14 protein-coding genes are annotated in these 14713 nt (G+C 61.3%); 6 read left to right on the forward strand and 8 right to left on the reverse strand.

Features of this window, described 5'->3' with window-relative positions:
* The first annotated feature begins 495 nt into the window (after nucleotides 1-495).
* Nucleotides 496-828: a DUF3579 domain-containing protein gene (locus tag AWB69_RS02430; protein ID WP_062081724.1), complete on the forward strand. Its 333-nt coding sequence runs from the start codon at nucleotides 496-498 to the stop codon at nucleotides 826-828.
* Nucleotides 829-1038: 210 nt separating this feature from the next.
* On the opposite strand, the gene rpsT is transcribed toward AWB69_RS02430, so the two are convergent.
* Nucleotides 1039-1314, reverse strand: a complete 276-nt coding sequence (gene rpsT / locus AWB69_RS02435; protein WP_031361387.1) for a 30S ribosomal protein S20 — start codon at nucleotides 1312-1314, stop codon at nucleotides 1039-1041.
* A 502-nt stretch (nucleotides 1315-1816) separates the two neighbouring features.
* Between rpsT and murJ the strand changes: the two genes are divergently transcribed.
* Both murJ and AWB69_RS02450 read left to right on the forward strand, forming a co-directional pair.
* The gene (gene murJ, locus AWB69_RS02445; RefSeq protein ID WP_062081728.1) at nucleotides 1817-3367 is read left to right on the forward strand and encodes a murein biosynthesis integral membrane protein MurJ; all 1551 of its coding nucleotides are present in this window, start codon (nucleotides 1817-1819) and stop codon (nucleotides 3365-3367) included.
* Nucleotides 3367-4212 carry a SirB1 family protein gene (locus AWB69_RS02450; RefSeq protein WP_062081731.1) on the forward strand — a complete coding sequence of 282 codons (846 nt, stop codon included), beginning with the start codon at nucleotides 3367-3369 and terminating at the stop codon, nucleotides 4210-4212. The genes murJ and AWB69_RS02450 overlap by 1 nt, the downstream gene beginning before the upstream one ends.
* Before the next feature lie 131 nt (nucleotides 4213-4343).
* On the opposite strand, the gene AWB69_RS02455 is transcribed toward AWB69_RS02450, so the two are convergent.
* The 5 genes from AWB69_RS02455 to lpxK form a co-directional block, all read right to left on the reverse strand.
* Complete coding sequence (locus AWB69_RS02455; protein ID WP_062081733.1) at nucleotides 4344-5102, reverse strand: 3-hydroxyacyl-CoA dehydrogenase; 759 nt, start codon at nucleotides 5100-5102, stop codon at nucleotides 4344-4346.
* 143 nt (nucleotides 5103-5245) lie between these two features.
* Nucleotides 5246-5908 (reverse strand): adenylate kinase, encoded by a 663-nt coding sequence (gene adk / locus AWB69_RS02460; protein ID WP_062081735.1) that lies wholly within the window; start codon nucleotides 5906-5908, stop codon nucleotides 5246-5248.
* Between the two features lie 434 nt (nucleotides 5909-6342).
* Nucleotides 6343-7152 carry a 3-deoxy-manno-octulosonate cytidylyltransferase gene (kdsB, locus tag AWB69_RS02465; protein WP_062081738.1) on the reverse strand — a complete coding sequence of 270 codons (810 nt, stop codon included), beginning with the start codon at nucleotides 7150-7152 and terminating at the stop codon, nucleotides 6343-6345.
* Nucleotides 7153-7171: 19 nt separating this feature from the next.
* On the reverse strand, nucleotides 7172-7378 hold the full coding sequence (locus AWB69_RS02470) for a Trm112 family protein (protein WP_062081740.1): 207 nt from the start codon (nucleotides 7376-7378) through the stop codon (nucleotides 7172-7174).
* On the reverse strand, nucleotides 7359-8375 hold the full coding sequence (lpxK, locus tag AWB69_RS02475; RefSeq protein ID WP_062081742.1) for a tetraacyldisaccharide 4'-kinase: 1017 nt from the start codon (nucleotides 8373-8375) through the stop codon (nucleotides 7359-7361). Before lpxK ends, AWB69_RS02470 begins: the two co-directional genes overlap by 20 nt.
* A 713-nt stretch (nucleotides 8376-9088) precedes the next feature.
* Between lpxK and xseA the strand changes: the two genes are divergently transcribed.
* A complete protein-coding gene (xseA, locus tag AWB69_RS02480; RefSeq protein ID WP_062081744.1) occupies nucleotides 9089-10477 on the forward strand; it encodes an exodeoxyribonuclease VII large subunit in 1389 nt (462 codons plus the stop codon).
* 265 nt (nucleotides 10478-10742) lie between these two features.
* Entirely contained in the window at nucleotides 10743-11324 is a 582-nt protein-coding gene (locus AWB69_RS02485) for a superoxide dismutase (protein WP_062081746.1), read from the forward strand.
* A gap of 285 nt (nucleotides 11325-11609) precedes the next feature.
* Here AWB69_RS02485 and AWB69_RS02490 read toward each other — a convergent pair whose 3' ends face one another.
* Together AWB69_RS02490 and AWB69_RS02495 are read right to left on the reverse strand one after the other, a co-directional pair.
* Nucleotides 11610-13019 (reverse strand): MFS transporter, encoded by a 1410-nt coding sequence (locus AWB69_RS02490; protein WP_062081748.1) that lies wholly within the window; start codon nucleotides 13017-13019, stop codon nucleotides 11610-11612.
* A gap of 10 nt (nucleotides 13020-13029) precedes the next feature.
* Entirely contained in the window at nucleotides 13030-13602 is a 573-nt protein-coding gene (locus tag AWB69_RS02495) for a hydrolase (protein ID WP_062081750.1), read from the reverse strand.
* A 118-nt stretch (nucleotides 13603-13720) separates the two neighbouring features.
* On the opposite strand from AWB69_RS02495, the gene AWB69_RS02500 reads away from it, so the two are divergent.
* Entirely contained in the window at nucleotides 13721-14428 is a 708-nt protein-coding gene (locus tag AWB69_RS02500; protein WP_062081752.1) for a TetR/AcrR family transcriptional regulator, read from the forward strand.
* Nucleotides 14429-14713: the final 285 nt, after the last annotated feature.

A 14713-nucleotide genomic window follows, 5' to 3' on the forward strand; every position in this document is an offset into this window, starting at 1 on the left:
TGTATAATCTGCGAGGTTTCTCCGGCGGTCCTGACGCTTTTCGACTGCTTACGAAGCAGATCCACTCACGGGCTTAAGCGGACTTAACCTGCGGAGTCAATCCGCGGACTCAACCCACAGATTTAGCGCAGTGTTGCGCGGTCAGAGCAGGAAGAGTCAGAGCAGGGAGTCAGCCAGTTCGCTGCCACGCGAGTGCGTCTCGCATGTACCTGCGTGCTTGCCTGGCAGTCGTGTACGGGAGTCATCATGAGTTGATTGCCGTCCCCAAGGCGACTCGGGCGACGTCGCAGTTCGGTCAATGAGTGGCCAACGAGTGGTCGATGAGCGGGTGGATGCAGGTCGAAGAAAGGGGCCGGGTCTCACCGGCCGCGACGCTGCCGGACGAGGCGGAATTCAGCGCCGGAGGTTGTAGCCGATAACTTTCCGGTTCACCTTGCCAACCATGCATGCGCGTTCGCCGGCGTTCTCCGCCGGTCGTCAAACAGGTATTCCTACATGGCCGAAACAATTCCAACCGAATACTTCATTCAGGGCATTACGTCGAACGGCAAGACTTTTCGGCCAAGCGACTGGTCGGAACGGCTTTGCGGCGTGATGTCCGGGTTCGGCCCGGGCAAGCGCGGTCCGAATGCCCGGCTGCAATATTCCATCTATGTACGCCCGACCTTGCTCGGCAACGTGAAGACGGTGATCCTCGATTCCCGCTTGCGCGACATTGAGCCTATGGCTTTCGATTTCGTGATGAACTTCGCCAAAGACAATGACCTGCTTGTGACGGAGGCGTGCGAATTGCCGCCTCATCACGCCACGCAGCAACAACATGGCTGACCGCGCGGCTAACTGAGCGGGAGGGGTCTTTGAGAAGGCCTCTTTTCGAAGCACACGACAAAAAACCCGCCATTAGCGGGTTTTTTTGTTGCTGTCTTTTGTTGCCGTTTGCTGTTTTAAGCGTCAGGACAAATCGGAACAAAAGCAAAGCTGCAGCCTGTCACGCGCCCGTCAAAGTAAAGACACGCAAAAGGGCGACAACCAGAATCCTTAAGCAGCAGGTGCTTGCAGACCCTTGATAGCGGCCGACAGACGGCTCTTATGGCGAGCAGCCTTGTTCTTGTGGACGATGCGCTTGTCCGCAATGATGTCGATGGTCTTGACCGACGTCTTGTAGATTTCTGCAGCCTTGGCTTGGTCGCCGGCGTCGATCGCCTTGCGAACGGCCTTGATGGCGGTGCGGAATTTCGAGCGCAGCGCCGAGTTGTGCGAGTTTGCCTTGGCGCCTTGACGGGCGCGCTTGCGGGCTTGTGCGGTATTTGCCATGACGGTTCCTTATCCTGTTCCAGCTATGTGTTTCAGCGCTTCCCGTTCTGCTTCTGGATGGGATTCAGCTCGAAGCTGGCCCGACTCCACACAAGATAAAACGAGGTCAATCCGATGCGCTGTTTATGATCAAACCCTCGGGATCGATTGCCCGAAAGCGCAAAAACGTCGAAAGAAGACGTGAAGCCGCCGTGCTTGCAGGCGCCCTTTTTACAAGTTGACAAGTTACTTCGCAACTTGCGTAAAAGTGCCGAAAGCGGATTCAGGAGCTTCGAAACCGGCGATTATAGCAACGAAATCATGGGACTGGCAAGCGCGGCCGGTTTTTGCCGGGTGTCGCAGGGAATCAACCCCGCCGAACCGTAACCGGTATCCGAGGGTATCGGCAAGTATCGGCAAGTACGCTCAGCTGCCTGCACGCGACCGAAGTTGCAAATTCTAACGAATCGCCAATGGTTGCAACGTCTCGCGTTCATAATGCGGCCCGTATAATAAGCGCCCCATGAATCTATTCCGAGCCCTACTGACGGTCAGCGGCTTCACGCTGCTTTCCCGCGTGACCGGCCTGGTCCGCGAAACGCTGATCGCGCGAGCCTTCGGCGCCAGTCAATTCACCGACGCATTCTACGTCGCCTTCCGCATACCGAACCTGTTGCGGCGCTTGTCCGCCGAAGGAGCGTTCTCGCAGGCGTTCGTGCCTATCCTGGCCGAGTTCAAGAACACGGAAGGCCACGACGCCACCAAGGCCCTCGTCGACGCCATGTCGACCGTGCTCGCCTGGGCGCTTGCCGTTGTGTCACTGGCAGGCGTGGCGGGTGCGTCCTGGGTCGTGTTTGCGGTCGCCTCGGGACTGGAACACGACGGTCACGCGTTCGGCCTCGCGGTGACCATGACCCAGATCATGTTCCCGTACATCATCTTCATTTCGCTGACATCGCTGGCGTCCGGGGTGCTCAACACCTATCGGCAGTTCTCCCTGCCCGCGTTCGCGCCCGTGCTGCTCAACGTGTCGTTCATCGGGGCCGCCGTCTTCCTCGCGCCGCATCTGAAAGTGCCGGTCTACGCGCTCGCCTATGCGGTGATCGTCGGCGGGGTCCTGCAGTTTCTCGTGCAGTTGCCCGGCCTCAAGAAGATCGACATGATCCCGCGCATCGGCCTGAATTTCTTTCGGGCGTTGCGGCATCCGGGCGTCAAGCGCGTGCTGATCAAGATGGTCCCCATGACGTTTGGCGTGTCGGTTGCCCAACTGAGCCTGATCATCAATACGAACATTGCGTCGCGGCTTGGTCCGGGCGCTGTGTCGTGGATCAATTACTCGGATCGTCTGATGGAGTTTCCCACCGCGCTGCTCGGCGCGGCGCTGGGCACCATCCTGTTGCCAAGCCTCTCGAAGGCGCACGTGGACGCCGATCCGGTCGAATATTCGGCGCTGCTCGACTGGGGCCTGCGCATCACGTTCCTAATGGCCGCGCCAAGCGGATGCGCGCTGTTTTTCTTCGCGGAACCGCTGACAGCCACGCTGTTCCATTACGGTAAATTCGATGCGCATTCCGTCGTCATGGTCGGCCGCGCGTTGTCGGCGTACGGCGTCGGGCTGGTCGGACTGATCCTCATCAAGATCCTCACGCCCGGTTTTTACGCGAAGCAGGACATCAAGACGCCGGTGATCATCGGCATCATCGTGTTGATCGCCATTCAGGTCAGCAACCTGATTTTCGTGCCGATCTTCGCGCATGCCGGATTGACACTGTCGATCGGGCTGGGCGCCTGCGTGAATGCAACGCTATTGTTCATCGGCTTGAGGAAACGCGGGATTTACCAACCCTCGCCAGGATGGATGCGCTTCTTCGCGCAACTCGTCGGCGCGTGCCTCGTGCTCGCGGGCGTGATGCATTGGGTGGCCGGCAATTTCGACTGGATCGGCATGCGTGCCGCACCTCTGGAGCGAATCATGCTTCTCGGTGCAAGCCTGGTCGTATTCGGTGCGCTATATTTCGGTATGCTCTCCGCGATGGGCTTTAAATACGCGTATTTCAGAAGGCGAACTCTGTGATGACGACGACGCGCATCCTCGACTATTTCACCTCGCTAGTGGCCGAGGACGAGAGTCTGCCGCTCACCGAGGCGGCGTTGTCGCTTGCCCAGGACGCGTATCCGGATCTCGATTTGCAGGGTGTGCTGGCTGAGATCGACGAGCTGGTTTTGCGCGTGCGCCGCCGTATGCCCGAGGACGCTGACATCAAGCAAAAAATCGGCGTGCTGAATCGTTTTTTCTTCCGCGAGCTGGGTTTCACCAGCAATCTCAACGACTACTACGATCCCGATAACAGCCACCTGAACATGGTGCTCAAGCGGCGTCGCGGGATTCCGATTTCGCTGGCCGTCGTGTATCTCGAGATGAGCGAGCAACTGGGAATTCCGGTGCGTGGCGTGTCGTTCCCGGCGCACTTCCTGCTGCGCGTGACCACCCCCGACGGCGACGTGATGCTCGATCCGACTACCGGTCAATCCCTGTCCGAGTCGGCCATGGTCGAGATGCTCGAGCCGTATGTGCAGCGAGTGGGCGAGTCCATTGGCAGCGCGCTGCGGATCTTGCTGCAGCCGGCCACGCGGCGGGAAATCATCGGACGAATGCTGCGCAACCTGAAGAGCATTTATCTGCAGACCGAACGCTGGCAGCGGCTGCTCGCCGTGCAGCAACGGCTGGTGATCCTGATGCCGGGAAGTATTGAAGAAGTGCGTGATCGCGGCTTCGCCTACGCCCGCCTGGATTACTTGCGCCCGGCAATGGAAGACCTGCGCCGGTACCTCGACGACCGGCCGGATGCCGAAGACGCAACCGTCGTGGAGACGGAGTTGCATGAGTTGCGCCAGCGTACGCAGCACAACGGCGAGTAGGTTGTTTCAGCTTTCTCAGCCTCACGTCTCAAACCCCATTAAAAAACGGCGGCCCATCATTGCGATGGCCGCCGTTTTTCTTCGTGGATGAGCTCATGAGCTGGCCGCTACCAACCCCGCCGAGCCGACAATTACTTCGGCTGCATCCGGATCGCGCCGTCCAGGCGAATCACTTCGCCATTGAGCATGGGGTTGTCGAAGATCTGCTTGACCAGCATGGCGTACTCGCTCGGTTTGCCAAGACGCGAGGGGAACGGCACCATCGCGCCGAGCGCGTCCTGCACTTCCTGCGGCATGCCGAGCAGCATCGGCGTTTCGAAGATGCCCGGAGCAATCGTCATCACACGAATGCCGTTGCGCGACAGGTCACGCGCGATCGGCAGCGTCATGCCCACCACACCGCCTTTCGATGCCGCGTAAGCCGCCTGGCCGATCTGGCCATCGTAAGCGGCCACCGACGCCGTGCTCACGATCACCCCCCGTTCGCCCGCAGCATTCGGTTCGTTCTTCGACATGGCAGCCGCCGCCAGCCGGATCATGTTGAACGTGCCGATCAGGTTCACGCCGATAGTCTTGGCGAACAGATCGAGCGCATGCGGCCCATCCTTGCCCACCGTCTTCGCGGCCGGCGCGATTCCCGCGCAGTTGACGAGTCCGCGCAAGCTGCCGAGTTGCGTCGCGGCTTCCACGGCGCGCTGGCCGTCTTCCTCGCGGCTCACGTCGCATTTCACGAACACACCGCCGAGTTCCTTCGCCAGCTTCTCGCCGCCGGCTTCGTTCATGTCGGCTAGTACGACCTTGCCGCCGTGGTCGCGGATAAGCTGCGCGGTCGCCGCGCCGAGGCCCGATGCGCCGCCTGTGACGAGAAAAACGTTGTCCTGGATGTCCATGCTGTGTGCTCCTTGATGAGGGTTATACGTAATCGTGTTCCGTCCCGAGGATCGCTCAGAACGAAAAACCCGCTCGGCCGATGGAGCGCGAGCGGGTTTCAGAAGGCGTGCTCCGAGCGCCCGGATGTGAGCGCTCGGAACGATCAGGTCAATGCATCGAATACGCGCGTGCGGATTTCATCGACGGTGCCAAGACCCGAGATCCGCCGATACTCCGGCGCCTTCAGGCCGTTGTTGTCGCCATGTTTCGACCACGTGTTGTAGTACTCGATCAACGGCTTGGTCTGCGCGACATACACGTCGAGCCGCTTCTTCACGGTCTCTTCCTTGTCGTCGTCGCGCTGGATCAGCGGCTCGCCGGTGATGTCGTCGTGGCCTTCCACTTTCGGCGGATTGAACTTGATGTGATACGTCCGGCCCGAGGCCGCATGCGAGCGACGCCCGCTCATGCGCTCGATGATGTCCTCGAACGGCACGTCGATCTCAAGCACGTAGTCAATAGCAACACCGGCCTGCTTCATGGCGTCGGCTTGGGGGAGCGTGCGGGGGAAACCGTCGAACAGATAGCCGTTCGCGCAGTCCGCGTCCTGCAGGCGTTCTTTCACGAGATTGATGATGAGCGTGTCCGGCACGAGTTCGCCGGCGTCCATGAAGCGCTTGGCTTCCACGCCGAGCGGCGAGCCCGCTTTCACGGCGGCGCGCAGCATGTCGCCCGTCGAGATCTGCGGGATGCCGAACTTTTCCTTGATGAAGGTGGCCTGGGTGCCCTTGCCGGCGCCGGGGGCGCCCAACAGGATCAAACGCATGGTGATATCTCCGAATCGAATAGAAACCGCTGCGCTGCGAGGCTTATTCTTGCATCCGGTCGCTGTGGCACATCGCTCGGCTGGAGCCGCAAACGAGGCGCGACGAGCCGAATTCAGGAGACGGCGCGGCACCAGTCGACACGGGCGCTCAGGAGCGTTGGCGCTGACCGGAAGGCTCGCGCTACCGATCGATTATGCCACGCATCGTCACAATGGCGACTCGAATCCGCGGCTGGAAAGCCCGGAAAGTCGCGTGCAGCGGGGGTTAACGCGAGTTGATCGGAAGGGGGATGCCGCGCTAGGACGCGGTGAAAACCGTGCGATATCCCGGCAGGCGAACCGGCAGGGCTGCGATGGAAACCGTGGGGAACAAACGGCGGCCGGACGCAGATCGCCGCGACGCGAAAAGCGTCGACCGCATGCTTCCCGCCCCGTTAAACCGACGTGCCGAACAGCGCGCGGACGCGGGCCAGATCGGTGGGGGTATCGACACCCGGCGGCGGCGCGTCGTTCGTCTTCAGCACCGCGATGCGCTCGCCGTGCCAGAGCGCGCGCAGTTGCTCGAGCGCCTCGGCTTCCTCGATCGGCGCGACGGACAGCGTGGGATAAACCCGCAGGAACTTCGCGCGATACGCATACAAGCCGATATGGCGAAGCACATTGGCGGGAACGGGCAGACGTGCGCCGAGCGCGGCGACATCAGGCCAGTCCTTTTGCCACGCGTCACGCGACCACGGAATCGGAGCGCGCGAAAAATACAACGCGACGCTCTTCGAATCCAGTACGACTTTCACCACGTTCGGGTTAAAGACATCGGCCGGATCATGGATGGGATGCGCGGCGGTCGCGATCGCACACGACGGATTCGCCGCCAGATGCACCGCCACGTTGCGCACGAGCGCCGGGTCGATCAAGGGCTCGTCGCCCTGCACGTTGACCACGATGGTGTCGTCGCTCCAGCCGAAATGCGTCGCGACTTCGGCGAGCCGGTCCGTGCCGTTCGGATGATCGGCGCGGGTGAGCAGCGCCTCGAAACCATGTTCCCTCGCGACATCGATCACGCGCGGAGAATCGGTCGCAATCACCACCTGCAGCGCGCCCGACAGACGAGCGCGTTCGGCGACGCGCACGACCATCGGCTTGCCGCCGATATCCGCCAGCGGCTTGTCCGGCAGGCGGGTGGACGCGAGCCGTGCGGGCACGACGGCGATGAAGGGCGGCGCGACCGGAACGTGTGCGTTCATAAAATCTCGATTTAAAGCCTCAATTTCCGTCGGCAGGTTTCAACGGTTCGACGGGCGTGCCTTCCACGGTCTGGCGGGCTTCGTCCGGGAGCATGATGGGAATGCCGTCGCGGATGGGGTAAGCGAGTTTGTCGACGTTGCAGATGAGTTCCTGCGCCGCGCGGTCATACGTAAGCTGGGTCTTGCAAATAGGGCAGACAAGGATTTCAAGCAGGCGTGCGTCCACGAAGTTTCTCCACAACTAATGCGATGAGGCGGGGGCTGAGCACGGCTTCGACTGGAACCACCCAGATGCGCGCGTCACGCCAGGCCCCGAATTTTACTGCATCCTTCTCGGTGATCAGGATCGAATCGGCGTCGATGCCGGAGAACGGATTGTCGCGATAATCGTAGTGGTCCGGGAACGCGCGCGTGGCCGGTACGAGTCCGGCGGCACGCAGCGATGCGAAGAACCGTTCCGGCGATCCGATACCCGCTGCCGCTGCGATCCTTTCGCCCTTGAAGGCGCTGAGCGGACGGCGCACGGCGGGGTCGTCGAGGAGCCAGGCGTCGCCGGTGGCCAGGTCCAGCGAAAACGTGTTCGGCCACGGCGGCAACGCGCGGTCATAGGGGCTGTTGATCAGCGTGGCGTCGCGGTGCCGCGACATGGATTCCCGCAGCGGGCCCGCCGGCAGGAGGAAACCGTTGCCGCCCAGACGGTCGTCGAAGACCACGAGTTCGAACGCCCGCGCGAGGCGATAGTGCTGCAGGCCGTCGTCGCTCACGATCACATCCACCGACGGATTCGCCTTCAGCAACGCCTGCGCCGCCGCGACGCGATCGGGCGACACCATCACCGGCGCGTGCGTGCGGCGGGCGATCAGCAGGGGTTCATCGCCGACATCCGAGGGCTGGCTGTCGGGCGTCACCCGCGTGGCTTCGTGGATCTTCGCGCCATAACCGCGCGAGACGACGCCCGGCTGAAAGCCGGCGGCGCGCAGTGCTTCGACGAGGGCGATGACCGTCGGCGTCTTGCCGGTGCCGCCCACCGTCACGTTGCCGACCACTACAACCGGCACGCCCACGTTCACCTGCTTGATCCAGCCGAGCGCGAAGAACGCGCGGCGAATGGCCGCGATCAGGCCGAACACGCACGCGAACGGCGTCAGCGACCACGCGACCCAGCCGCGCTTGCGCCACTCGCGGGCGAGGAAATTTTCGATCGGCGGCTTGAAGTCAGACATGGCGCGCCTTGTGGTCAGGAGCGAACGATGCACGCGCTTGGGACGACAGCGACGCAGGGCGGTGTAGCGGCGAGGGGAAGGGCAATGTTCGTGATAACGGCCGGCACCTTTGCATCGGGGCGGATCTCCGAAAATGAGCGAATGGTAAGCAGAGGGTAAGCGGCCGCTGGACGACGCAGGGCGATTGTCGCGCCGGCCCTCGAACCCGGCACTCTAGCGCGGCGTTGCCGCAGGCGCCAGTCGAAGGGCAAATCGGACCGCGCCGTCCGGTGTCGAAACACGCTCGGGCGCCGCCCGAAAACGGATAGATAGACAGGTAGAAAAGCGGGCAGATAAACGGACCGACAAACGGGTGGATTCGATGCTCCATTCTGGACACAAAGCGCCTGTGGATAACTCTGTGAACAACTTGGGCTGCCGCGGCCTGAAATCGGCTTCTGGAAAGACTTGCATCGGTCTTTTTAATATTTTTAGACATAAAGCATAATAAAAACAAAGGCTTAGGAGATGTACATCAGGATTTCATGCGCGTTTCCGTTAGTTTCCGGTAACTTGTGCTTTGTGGACACTTGCTTCACTTCGGATGCTGATTGGTCTATCGTCCATGCCTTGTTCATTGGCCGTGCAGCGTTGCCCGGATGCCCCTTTGCCTGGCTTTAGGCCAGCGTATTTTCAAGCTTGTTTTTCACCCCAACCGACCCCCTTTTTCTTCGATGAGCTCCGATCCCTTCGCTTCATCCGGTTCATCCGGTTTATCCGGCGGCGCCGATGCCGTTATCCCCGTTTCGGCGCTCAACCGGGCGATCGGGTCGATGCTCGAACGCTCGTTCCCGCTGGTCTGGGTATCGGGTGAAGTATCGAATTTTACGAAAGCCGCGAGCGGCCACTGGTACTTTTCGATCAAGGACGCGCAGGCGCAGATGCGCTGCGTGATGTTCCGCGGCCGGGCACAGTACGCCGAGTTCACGCCGCGAGAAGGGGACCGGATCGAGGTCCGCGGGCTGGTCACTATGTACGAACCGCGCGGCGAGTTGCAACTCGGTGTGGAAGCGGTGCGCCGGACCGGCCAGGGGCGCTTGTACGAAGCCTTCCTGAAGCTGAAGGCGAAACTCGAAGCCGAAGGCCTGTTCGCCGCTGAGCGCAAACGTGCGTTGCCGCAGCATCCGCGCGCAATCGGCATTGTGACGTCGTTGCAGGCGGCGGCGTTGCGCGACGTGCTCACCACGCTCTCGCGGCGCGCGCCGCACGTGCCGGTGATTGTGTATCCGGCACCGGTGCAGGGCGCGGGCGTGGCCGCGAAGCTCGCGGCAATGGTCGATGAGGCCAGCGCGCGCCGCGAGGTCGATGTGTTGATCGTGTGTCGCGGCGGCGGTTCGATTGAAGATCTGTGGGCGTTCAACGAGGAAGTGCTCGCCCGCGCGATAGCCGAAAGTACGATGCCGGTTGTCAGCGGCGTAGGTCACGAGACGGATTTCACCATCGCCGATTTCGCCGCCGATGTCCGCGCGCCCACGCCGACCGCCGCCGCCGAACTTGTCAGTCCGCAGCGTGCGTTACTGCTGCGCGATCTCGATCACCGGCATGCGACGCTCGCGCGCGGCTTTGGCCGGATGATGGAACGGCGCGCGCAGCAACTCGACTGGCTGGCGCGCCGGCTGGTCAGCCCGGCCGAGCGGCTGGAACGTCAGCGCATGCATTTGCGGCAACTGGCGGTGCGGCTGGCGTCGGCCGGCGCGCGTCCGGTCCGCGACGCCCGCGCGCGTTTTGCGCTCGTGCAAATGCGCTGGCAACGCTGGCGTCCGGATCTTGCTGCCGAGCGGGAACATCTGATGCGTCTTGCACAACGCCTGAGTGTTTCGCAAGGGCGCCGGCATGAACGGGCGGAGGCCCGGGTGTCGGAGTTATCGGCGAGGTTGCAGGTGTTGAGCCCGCAACGCACGCTCGAGCGCGGCTACGCGGCTTTGATCGATACGCAATCCGGACGTGCCGTGCGCGCGCCGAACGCGTTGAAGCCAAAGCGGCCGTTGACCGTGCATCTGGCGGAAGGATCGGCGGATATCTTGCTGGCCGATATCCAGCCCCGGCTCTCCGATGAATTCTGACGCCGGCGGCGGTGTGCACCGGTGCAGGATTTATGCGATGTGCACACCGTTTTTTACAAGACTCGCACGGGTGCTTGAAAGCCCGTATTTTTGACGGCTTAGAAGGAACGTTCGAGCATTTTTTACGCCGCTGTTAAAGCTTCGTAATCGATACTGCTCATAAAAACCCGCAATTTGCGGGGTTATCCCAACTCGCCTACAATCGAGTGCTCCATTGCTTCACTCCTCACGTCCCCCAAAATCATCATAGAAGGAAGCTCGCACCATGGAACATACCCTCCCGCCGTTGCCGTTCGACAAGAACGCGCTCGCTCCGAACATGTCGGAAGAAACGCTTGAGTATCACTATGGCAAGCATCATCAAACCTATGTGACGAACCTGAACAAGCTGATTCCGGGTACCGAATTCGAAAACCTGTCGCTCGAAGAGATCGTCAAGAAGGCGTCGGGTGGCGTGTTCAACAACGCAGCCCAGGTCTGGAACCACACGTTCTTCTGGAACAGCCTGTCGCCCAAGGGTGGCGGTGCTCCGGCCGGCGCGCTCGGCGACGCAATCAACGCAAAATACGGCTCTTTCGACAAGTTCAAGGAAGAGTTCGCGAAGGTCGCAACCGGCACGTTCGGTTCGGGCTGGACGTGGCTCGTGAAGAAGACGGATGGTTCACTCGACATCGTGTCAACCAGCAATGCCGCGACCCCGCTGACCACCGACTCGAAGGCGCTGCTGACCATCGACGTATGGGAACACGCGTATTACATCGACTATCGCAATGCGCGTCCGAAGTTCATCGAAGCGTTCTGGAACATTGCGAACTGGGACTTTGCGTCGAAGAACTTCGGCGCTTGAGGTTTCTGAAGCGTGACAACATAGTTCGGAAAGTGCAATAAAGATTGGAACCGGTAGTAAAAGTGAAAGCCCTCTCTTGAGGGCTTTCGTTTTTCCGCGTGGGACAGCTTGATTCAATCAAGCGGCGCTTGCCGAAACTGTTCCTAAAGGACGTGTTTTCGCTCCTGTGAAGGGCTGCTTTGGAGCCGGTCAATCGCCCGGTTTGGGCCCGTCAAGAGCTCTTCACTTTCACAGAATGATGCTTGAGCGGCCGCATCGGCGGGTAGGCGCTCTGCCCGCTGCCGTTCACACCGCGGCGATTCGCGGAATCGTGCGATCGAATATCGTGGCGACAAACAGGCAGGCGCTCAACACACCCATAACGATGGCCAAGCTGTGCAGGCCGTGATCGCTCGCAGTTTTGCCATATAAGGCGCCAAGGAGGCTGGTCGCCGCGATTGCACCCAGATATCCAGCGGTGCGCTGGAGTCCCGCTGCAGTGCCGATCTCGTCGGCCGGCGCCTGCAGATAGACGGCGGTCTGGGTGGCTGTGGAAAACATGCCTTGCGGCACACCAAAGCACACAACCGCGGCAGCGATGATCCATGCGGACTTGCTGCTGTCGATAAAAAACAGGCAGATGCATCCGGCCAGCGCTGCGCCAATGCTGACGATAAACGGTCCTCGAATGCCTTTTGTGCGCCCGCCTGTCACAGAGGAGACGGCGGCGAGCAGCGACATCGGCATGGTGATGAGGCCCGCCTGGCTAGTGGAGAAGCCTGCGCCGCTTTCGAGCCACTGAGCGAATCCGTAGAGGATGCAATACACGATCATCAGGACCGCCCCTGCGCGCAGATAGGTTACCGTCAACGGTCGGTTGCGGGCCAACATCCGCACATCGATAAACGGCTGCTTGCGTCGCGCCGAGTGAAGCACGAGCGCTATACCAAGAACGGCGGCGACAGGCAGCATGCTCCAGATTGGGCGGTCGAGATTCATCAGGAAAATCATCAGGCCGAGCAAGAAGCCGGTGAACAGGAGGATGCCCACCACGTCGAGCTCCGCCATCAGACGCGCAAAGCTGCCTTCGCGCGGCTGATCCTTTGGCACCCACAAAAAAACCAGCAGCGCAGCGAGCAGCGCGAGCGGCGCGTTCACGGCAAAGATCGAGTGCCAGCCGAAAGCGCCTGTCAGTACGCCACCCAGCAAGGGTCCGATGGCCAGGGTGGAGACCCCCGCCAGCGAGAGAACGCTCATGGCGACGCGTGGGGGCGCCGCACCGAGCCGATCTGCCTGGACGCGGAAGATGCGCATGGCCGACGGATAGGCGCCGGCGGTGCCGATTCCCAGTGCCACCCGCACCGCGATCAAGACGCCGAGCGTGGGAGCAAACCGGCCGACCAGCGCGGATATCGCGACGATGAAGAGGGAGATCAGGTAAATCCGGCGTGGGCCGAACAGATCCGCCAGTCGCCCCATGGTCGGCTGGGCCACGGCGCTTGCCAGGTAGAGCCCGGCAATAAGCCATCCAGCCTCCGCGACGCTTGCATGGAAGTCGGTCGCAATTGGCACCAGCGCGGTAGAGATCATGGTCGAATTGATCGGATTCAGTACGGCGCCGAGCGCTAGCGGCGCGACGAAACGGAAGCCGAAGCCCGCATGTTGTTCATTCGGGCGACCGGAATCGCCGCTGGTTGTCGCCGGATTGCTTTGCATTTTGCGTGGCTCAGTACTTCAGATCGATGTCATCGGACTTCACCACGCGCGCGAGTAGCGGAAAGATGTTGTCGACTGCAAACGCGTGCATGTCATGAGACAGCCCCGTCGTCGCATCTTCAGCGATCACGACGTCGTAACCATGCTCGTAGGCCTGGCGCGCGGTGGATTCGACGCCCATATTGGTGGCGATGCCGGCGAGCACCACCGTTTTGACGTTCCGGCGCCGCAACTGCACATCGAGATCGGTGCCGTAGAACGCGCCCCATTGATGTTTCGTCACGAGAATGTCGGACGCGTGAGCGAGTTTTTCGACGAGCTGGCTGAAGTTCGCTGGAAAGCCCCCTTCCGGACGCGAAAAAGAACGGTCCACTGGCTGTTTCAACACATCACCGAAGTCCGCCGCGAAGGCGACGTTGACCAGTACGACCGGTGCCCCGGCAGTCCGGAAACGCGCCGCTAGCCGGCCACCGGTTACTGCCACCTGAGCGCCGGGGCGGGGTGCCAGAGCGGGCATCGACACGATGCCTTGCTGGAGATCGACGAGAATGAGTGCTGTTGTAGCTGCGGGAAGAGCGAGCATGATGGGAGCCTTGTGATGGATTCGAGGAGGTAACTGACGCCCAAGCATAACTCTATTTGAGTATTTGCTCAAATAGAGTTATGTGGTGGAGGGCCGCCGTAACTGGCAAACTGACGGCATGTCTTCGACTCCCGCCAAAACTAAAGCTCTATCCGCTGCTCCGCGGCCCAATCGTGAACGGCCGGCGCTTGCGCCGCAGCGTGGTGTCGGCCGTGAGCGCGTCGCCACGTTGATGGCCGCTGCATCGAAGGTGATTCAAGAGCGTGGCTTTGATGCGGCAACCATGGCCGAGATAGCGGCTCGCGCCGACACCAAAATTGGTTCGCTCTATCGTTTCTTTCCGAACAAAGAGGTACTGGCCGACGCGCTGATGCAACGCTTCAGCGAGTTGCGTGATGCCCAATGCGACGAAATCGATGCCCGTGCCTGCGTGGTGTCGATAGACGAACTGGCCGATTTGCTGGTCGACTCCCTTGCGGAGATCCACGACGAGACCAAGGCGCTCGTCGCCTTGCTGGATGCCCGTTCGGAATGGTCGGGCAAGCGACTCGAGTATCGCGAGAAGGCGCTCAAGCGGATTGTTGGCACGCTGCGGCTCAGGGCGCCGACATTGCCGGGAGAGATCGCCAAAGACATGGCGGTGGTATTGCTCAACAACATGAAGACGATGGTGGCGATGACGCTCGACAAGTCGGCTCCGACCAGCCCGGGCGGCCCCGCCGAGTTGCGTCTGATGAACCGGCTGTATCTCGCCAGCAAGCTCGCTGGCCACGAACTGCCCGTGGCTCAGGCCGGGGCGCCGCCATCAGGTGGTGCTTCCGAGTAGCATGCGCAAGACCGCGTGGCGACGCTATAAAGCGGTCTTGATCAAACCGCGTGTCGGCGCAATATCTCCTTTACGCCACGGGACAGTTTCCGGGTTGGTGACGGTGAAGCGGGTGTCCGGTTGGGCGATAAAGCGTTAAGCGCTTGAGGTTGATGTTATCGCCCGGGTGTGCCGGATCGGCCTTTGCCTTGTTTCACCCATTCAAAAAGACGGCCCGCCAAGCTTTTGCCCGGCGGGCCGTTGTCATTCGCGGTCTTTGTTTTGAGGCCAACTGGCGGTCCGTGC

It is taken from the genome of Caballeronia udeis (assembly GCF_001544555.2).
Taxonomy (GTDB): Bacteria; Pseudomonadota; Gammaproteobacteria; order Burkholderiales; family Burkholderiaceae; genus Caballeronia; species Caballeronia udeis.

Coding starts and splice junctions, on each gene's coding strand:
- AWB69_RS02430 (WP_062081724.1), top strand. CDS start 496: ATGGCCGAAACAATTCCAACCGAATACTTCATTCAGGGCATTACGTCG.
- rpsT (WP_031361387.1), bottom strand. CDS start 1,314: ATGGCAAATACCGCACAAGCCCGCAAGCGCGCCCGTCAAGGCGCCAAG.
- murJ (WP_062081728.1), top strand. CDS start 1,817: ATGAATCTATTCCGAGCCCTACTGACGGTCAGCGGCTTCACGCTGCTT.
- AWB69_RS02450 (WP_062081731.1), top strand. CDS start 3,367: ATGACGACGACGCGCATCCTCGACTATTTCACCTCGCTAGTGGCCGAG.
- AWB69_RS02455 (WP_062081733.1), bottom strand. CDS start 5,102: ATGGACATCCAGGACAACGTTTTTCTCGTCACAGGCGGCGCATCGGGC.
- adk (WP_062081735.1), bottom strand. CDS start 5,908: ATGCGTTTGATCCTGTTGGGCGCCCCCGGCGCCGGCAAGGGCACCCAG.
- kdsB (WP_062081738.1), bottom strand. CDS start 7,152: ATGAACGCACACGTTCCGGTCGCGCCGCCCTTCATCGCCGTCGTGCCC.
- lpxK (WP_062081742.1), bottom strand. CDS start 8,375: ATGTCTGACTTCAAGCCGCCGATCGAAAATTTCCTCGCCCGCGAGTGG.
- xseA (WP_062081744.1), top strand. CDS start 9,089: ATGAGCTCCGATCCCTTCGCTTCATCCGGTTCATCCGGTTTATCCGGC.
- AWB69_RS02485 (WP_062081746.1), top strand. CDS start 10,743: ATGGAACATACCCTCCCGCCGTTGCCGTTCGACAAGAACGCGCTCGCT.
- AWB69_RS02490 (WP_062081748.1), bottom strand. CDS start 13,019: ATGCAAAGCAATCCGGCGACAACCAGCGGCGATTCCGGTCGCCCGAAT.
- AWB69_RS02495 (WP_062081750.1), bottom strand. CDS start 13,602: ATGCTCGCTCTTCCCGCAGCTACAACAGCACTCATTCTCGTCGATCTC.
- AWB69_RS02500 (WP_062081752.1), top strand. CDS start 13,721: ATGTCTTCGACTCCCGCCAAAACTAAAGCTCTATCCGCTGCTCCGCGG.